4 protein-coding genes are annotated in these 4471 nt (G+C 43.5%); all 4 read right to left on the bottom strand.

Annotated features, from left to right (window positions below; all coding sequences use genetic code 11):
- A partial coding sequence (locus tag AC1DUA_RS25015) for an extracellular solute-binding protein (protein ID WP_477502340.1) occupies positions 1–771 on the bottom strand: 771 nt, incomplete at its 3' end.
- Between the two features lie 161 nt (positions 772–932).
- Positions 933–2036, bottom strand: a complete 1104-nt coding sequence (locus tag AC1DUA_RS25010; RefSeq protein WP_477502339.1) for a response regulator transcription factor — start codon at positions 2034–2036, stop codon at positions 933–935.
- On the bottom strand, positions 2029–3753 hold the full coding sequence (locus AC1DUA_RS25005) for a sensor histidine kinase (RefSeq protein ID WP_477502341.1): 1725 nt from the start codon (positions 3751–3753) through the stop codon (positions 2029–2031). The genes AC1DUA_RS25010 and AC1DUA_RS25005 overlap by 8 nt, the downstream gene beginning before the upstream one ends.
- Positions 3754–3820: 67 nt before the next feature.
- On the bottom strand, positions 3821–4471 hold a 651-nt coding region (locus AC1DUA_RS25000), incomplete at its 5' end, for a helix-turn-helix transcriptional regulator (protein WP_477502338.1).

Here is a 4471-nt window from a genome sequence, read left to right as displayed (position 1 = left end):
ATAGTTATTATTGTTAGGATTGATAAAATCTGCATTCAATAAACCGCCCAATTGCGGGCCTGAAATCCCGATTGTATCCGCTTTGCCATTCCCGTCTGGATCTTGCTCAACAAATGCTTTGGCTACCTTCTCTAGGTCATCCATCGTTTTCGGCGGTTGCAGACCTAATTTGTCCAGCCAGTCCTTGCGAATCCACATCATATGAACCATGTCTGATTCCGTCGTTACGTTCGGAAGGGCATACATTTTCCCGTCCACAGTGACTGATTTAAGTGCAAGACCTTGCGTACTATCAATGATACTTTTGAGCGCTGGTGAGGCATATTTGTTATAAACCTCTGTCAGATCCGCGAGTTGACCGCTTTTCACCATTTGTCTGAACTGTGTGTCCTTCACAACTAGCGCATCCGGCAAATCGTTGCTGGCAATGGATAAGTTTACTTTTTGGTCGTAATCCTTCCCGCTCGCCGCTTGCCATACAATTTTGGTATCAATATTCAAATTTTCTTTGATATAGCGCGTATATTGATTGCTTTCCGGCGAATCTCCGGCAGGCAAACTCTTATCCGCTGCGTCGACATCTTTACCGATTTTGATCGTAATCGGCTTCTCTGATTTGTTGAAAGGACCTGCTGCTGATTGAGCAACTGTTTGTGCAGCCGCTGTTGAAGCTTTAGGTGATTCCTTGGCCGTATTGGCCTCCGAACAGGCAGATAAGACTACTAGCATTCCTGCGAGTAAAAGCAGCATGCTTTTTTTAGGCTTGCTCATATAAATCCCCTTCTTCCCTTTATAGAATTTGTCTACACAATAAAAATAACACGAACCACTCCTATGCAAGGATGGAAAACGGTTACACCTTTAGATGGGAAATTGACCGAGATTTTTCTGGCATTTGCATCCATGCTTCGGCATTTCCGGCATTTGACCCCCTAACTTTCGGACATTTCTCTACCTGCTGCATGCTTCAGCCGATATTCACTTGGCAACAGACCCGTTTGCTCCCGGAAACTGCGGCTAAAATACTTTTCATCCATATAGCCAACATGCTCAGCAATCCATAAAATTGTCTTATTCGTATAAAGTAAATACTCCTTCGCCTTGTCGATCCGATTATTGCGTAGAAACTCGCTAAAGTTAATGCCGATAATCTCCTTAAAACACTGGCTGAAGTAGCTTCTGCTCATATTCACCCGCTTCGCAATGATTGCCGCAGTAATCTGCTCCTGCATTTCATCGCTGATGATGTGAACGGCTTTCATAACGCATTCGACAACCTCTTGCGAGAAAGCTGGTTTGTCCATCGCCTTGCGGATCATGTCACGCGTATCGGTTAACCACGCTTCAACTTCCTGCCAGCTTTCAAAAGCGTCCGGCAGCCCAATTTTGGCCATATGAACAGGGTGAAATAACAGATTCCATTTATCGGTTAACGTATACAGAAGCCCGATCAGCTTGGTTTGCGGCAAACGCAAATGCTTCAACTGTTTGACCTGAGCAGCGAATATCTGATCTTGTTTAATCCATTCGTGCCCTGACCACTGTTCCTTCACTTGATCTAAATCTGGCACAGTCTTATCCACTTGGAGAATAGCTTCGTCCTGGGGAATAGTCCCTTCATAGAATACATCCGGTGCTTGCGGTGCTGGCTTTTGTTCCTCCAGAATCCGTTTATGAATTCTCCCCAGTACTTCCTCAAAGCGCTCCTTTTCCAGCTGCACCTTGGCAATATAATCAATAGCGCCAAGCCTCAGCGCCTCTTGGATATACTCGAAATCCTGGTGAAAAGTGAGCACGACGGTGTACATATTCGGATATTGCTTGCGTACAACTTTCAATAATTCAATCCCCGACATGACGGGCATCGCTAAATCCGTGAGCAATAATTCTACAGCATGGTCAGCCATGAATTCCAAAGCCTTCTCGCCATTGCTCGCTTCTCCAACAACCTCCATATCAAAATCGCCCCATGGCATCGCGGAAATAAGCCCTTTACGCACTAATTTATCGTCATCAACAATCATCACTTTAATCATGACGGCGGTTCCCCTCCAAAATAGGTATCGTTACAAATATGGTTGTCCCTTTGCCGATCACACTCTGAATACGCAGTTCGGCCTTATCGCCATATTGCGATTCGAGCATCCGCTTCACATAATTCAACCCGATCCCCATGCCGACTTTTTTATTCTCAATATCCGGGTTATGCAGGAGGTTATGAATCGTTTCTTCCGACATGCCTGAACCATTATCCTGGATCGAGATCAGAATGGCATTCGTTAAATTGACATCGACCCGAATATATCCATCATCGCTTAACCCATGATAAAGAGAGTTTTCCACCAGCGGTTGGAGAATAAAGCGAGGAACTGGCATACTCATTACTTCTTCATCGACATGCATTTGGACATCAAATTTAAAATCATAACGGATTTGCTGCAGGGTCAAATATTGCTTTAAGGCTTCAATTTCTTCATTAATCGTTGATGCCGCACCCAGCTTGCCTAAATTATAATGCAGCAGCTTATTAAGTGAAGATACCAGACGATCGATCTCATTTTGGCCATTCATCAGGGCTAACCAATGCACCGTATCCAACGTATTCATCAGAAAATGCGGGTTTATTTGATACAGCAGCTTCTCGACTTCGAGATCCACCCGCCGCTTCTCTTTACGTTCAACCTCGGCGAATAACTCCCAAATCTGCTCCCTCATTTGCCTAAATTGATTTAATAGGAAGTCAAATTCCGGTATTTTGGTTTTTACGTTAACCGTTTGCACACGATTTTGCGCCATCAACTTGATTTCTCGATTAAATCCATTCAAAGGAACATAGACCATTTTCCATAAAAGCCACGCCATCAGCAGACTGATCCCTAGAAAAATAAGCGCAAACAATAAGATTTGCATGAACCATTGATTCATTTCCTTATTGTAATCAGCCATCGGAATGACCGATACGATACTCCAACCTTGATTGCTGGCCTGCCGAAACCAATAAAATTCACTCTGCTTGCCATGCGTTTTGTCACTTGAGAAATTCGGGAATATTGTATCTTTCACGAACGCATTCGGCAGCTCCGTATAAGCGATACGCCCATTATTGTCCAGGAAAATATGATAATTCTCGCCGCCAAATTGATCATTGTTCAGGATGTTCTGCGTCAGATGAAACCCTGATTCAATGTAGACATACACGTCATCACGCAGCGGCAAATCCACTTTCCTTAATGCAGAGAAAACAAAGTTATTATCAAACCGACTGTTGCTGATATGAGGGCCGTAATACGAAATTCCTGAGTATTCCGCCAGCAGAGGCAGCTTTTCAGGGGTGAAATTGTCTTTGACCCCTACATTTTCGAGATCGTAAGTATGATCATTTTGAAAATAGTACAAAGTCAGGCCAATATTCGGATTCGTAAAGGTGACTAAGCTTAATTCGTCTCTTAAATTGCTGATCATTTGAGATCGTTCGTAGGTTTGACTAAGGGGAAGCGATAACATCTGATCCAACTTTTTCCCCACACTCCCGGCAAAAGCCAGCTGCTGAGAAACGTGATTTAAATTGCTGATCGTACTCTCCAGGGAGAGTTCAACTTGTTTGAGGTTACTTTGTATCCCGTTCTGAATCTTATTCGTCAGGATCGAGTAAATCGTGTAATAAGAAATTAGAACGATACAAATAAACGGTATCAGCGTACTGCAGAGAAAGATGATAAAGATTCGCTTTTTCAAGGTTAAATAATCATACATCCATGGCCTCACAACGTCTCTTAGCTTAGCAAACAAATAACTTCACCCCTGATTCTGTTTCCATCTCTCAAGCATGGGCTCTTCTTCGATATTCGGATGGCGTGCAACCAAAATGCGCTTTGAACACACCGATAAAATAACTTAGCGTATTAAACCCGACGTCCAGCGAAATTTCCGTAATTTTCTTATCCGTATCCTTCAGCAGGTAAGCAGCTCGCTGTGCCCGCACCTGATTTAAGTACTCCAGCGGGCTTTTTCCAGTGTAATTTTTGAAATATCGGCAGAAATAAGACTCGCTGAAGGAAACCAGCGCAGCTAACTCCTCCAAGCGAATTGTGGCGCTATAATTCATTTGAATGTATTCAATAATTAGCTTCAACCGATCAACATGCGTTGGACTTACAGTTGGGGGAAGTTCGCGATAAGCAGGCCCTCCCAACATAATTAGCTTCGAAATAATCAATTGCAGATAACCTTTTGTCGTCAATTCATATAACGGCGTTTCATTGAGATTCAAATCAAATACTTGCAACAGGAGGTCAAGCAGCTCTGTTTCGGCTGCAGAATGACGCGTGATATGCGAAGGAATCACATATTTCTGCTGGATAAGCGGCGTAATATATTTCTCGCCAACAAGATCAAACCGCCCATTTCCTACGATATCCGGGTGAAACACCACAGCTGTGAAACAGCATTCTTCGTCTGAAGTGATGTAACC

Source organism: Paenibacillus sp. 01T422 (assembly GCF_056398785.1).
Note: the sequence above shows the minus strand (reverse complement) of the source record. Positions and strands in the feature narration are given on the sequence as shown.

Bases quoted from the DNA above. Each gene is read 5' to 3' on its own strand.
- AC1DUA_RS25005 (WP_477502341.1), bottom strand. From the start codon at position 3,753: ATGTATGATTATTTAACCTTGAAAAAGCGAATCTTTATCATCTTTCTC.
- AC1DUA_RS25010 (WP_477502339.1), bottom strand. From the start codon at position 2,036: ATGATTAAAGTGATGATTGTTGATGACGATAAATTAGTGCGTAAAGGG.